We start from the raw sequence: 1,566 nt of genomic DNA, 5'->3' as shown, positions 1-1,566 counted from the left end.
AAGAGCTAAGCTACATTTTGTGAATGATAACTAGGAGGAGCCGTGTGCGTGAGTAGCGCAAGCACGGTTCTGTGAGGGGGGAGAATACAATCTACCGAGAGGTAGAGAGGTTCTCTTCTACTCGACTAGTGGAACAAGAATATTTAATTTCGTTTTCAAACATCAAAAAAGGAGATTGTTGTTTTAAACAATCTCCTTTTTTAATGTTAATTGTTAACTAATTTCAGGAAATCCTCGGTCGAAGTTACATTGGCATACATTCCGTTAAGGGCACTAACAAACGCATAATGAACCTGTTCAGCTGGCACGACCTTATCTTGATAAGATAAGTCTCTTGTCGCACATGCATCTTCAATAAGTGTAGTTTCAAAGCCTAGATCCACTGCAGCTCTAACTGTTGCATCAATGCACATATGTGTCATCATACCTACAATCACTAACTTGGTTATTCCTTTTTCTTTTAATTTGCTTTCTAATTCTGTCTTTAAAAAGCTGTTAGCGAAATGTTTAATAATAATGCTTTCGTTTTCTAATGGCAGAACAGCTTTATTCAGTTTAACTCCCTCCGTATTCGGAAGGAAGAAGCCTAACCCTGGATCACTTGCGATATGCTGGACATGAAAAATATTATCTTTGTTATTCTGTCTAAACCATTCAAGTACCTTTGCAGCATTAGCAGCTGCTATTTCAGGATTGCTTAATTCCATCTTTCCATTTGGAAAATAGTCATTTTGAATATCGATAATGATTAAAGCTGTGCTCATTTTCTTTCACCTCATTTAAAAATTTATTACAATAAAATGATAAATAATATCTTGATTTTTATCGATACTCTGATGAAACTCTTTTATATCAAATCATTTCATGGTGAAAGGAATTTATTATGGAACTTGATAACATTGATTTTCAGATCCTTCGGCTACTATCCGAAAATTCACGTGTTCAATGGAAAGACTTAGGGAAACAAATTCATATGACGGGACAGGCAGTAGGGAATCGTATTAAAAAACTTGAGGAGAGTGGTGTAATTAAAGCCTACTCTCTAATAGTAGATGAAATGAAATTAGGATTTTCTTATACAGCGTTTGTCATTATTTATATGAAAACAGCAAACCATGATTCGTTTTTACGTTTTATTAAAGAACGAAATGAGGTGGTTGAAGGTCATCGAGTATCTGGGGAAGGTTGTTACCATTTAAAAATAAAAGTAAAATCCCAAGATCACCTGAATCTTTTTCTCAATAAACTTCTCGAACACGGGAATTACAGTTTAAATCTATCAATACAAGAAATAAAACAACAACATCCATTGACTGCTACAATACACCATGAATCTTAATGAAAAAAAGATTGTGAAGAATTGTACTTAAACTACCATGAAAATTAACTTCTACAACCTCACAAAAAAGGCAATACTAAAATAGACGCAGCTCTTTTATTTTTTTTAAAAGATGCGCCTAAATAAGATGTCCTGGATTCGGATTCATAATTAAGAGACTTCTGTTATTGTCACACTATATCCTAAGTTCTCTAGTCTTCGAACAGAATGGCGTACAATAGACACTT

General features: G+C 34.2%; 2 protein-coding genes. One reads left to right on the top strand and one right to left on the bottom strand.

The window, feature by feature from the left end; genetic code table 11:
- Positions 1-206: 206 nt before the first annotated feature.
- Positions 207-764, bottom strand: coding sequence for a cysteine hydrolase family protein (locus tag MLE14_RS22215; protein ID WP_243300542.1), 558 nt, complete (start codon positions 762-764; stop codon positions 207-209).
- Between the two features lie 119 nt (positions 765-883).
- Between MLE14_RS22215 and MLE14_RS22210 the strand changes: the two genes are divergently transcribed.
- The gene (locus tag MLE14_RS22210; protein ID WP_243300541.1) at positions 884-1,339 is read left to right on the top strand and encodes an Lrp/AsnC family transcriptional regulator; all 456 of its coding nucleotides are present in this window, start codon (positions 884-886) and stop codon (positions 1,337-1,339) included.
- Positions 1,340-1,566: the final 227 nt, after the last annotated feature.

Origin of the sequence: Bacillus litorisediminis, assembly GCF_022808645.1 — a bacterium.
Classification (GTDB): Bacteria; Bacillota; Bacilli; order Bacillales; family JC228; genus Bacillus_BF; species Bacillus_BF litorisediminis.
The sequence above is the reverse complement of the archived record's forward strand: the minus strand, read 5'-3'. Positions and strand labels throughout refer to the sequence as shown.

Excerpts from the sequence above, each read along its gene's own strand:
- MLE14_RS22215 (WP_243300542.1), bottom strand. The coding sequence starts at position 764 with ATGAGCACAGCTTTAATCATTATCGATATTCAAAATGACTATTTTCCA.
- MLE14_RS22210 (WP_243300541.1), top strand. The coding sequence starts at position 884 with ATGGAACTTGATAACATTGATTTTCAGATCCTTCGGCTACTATCCGAA.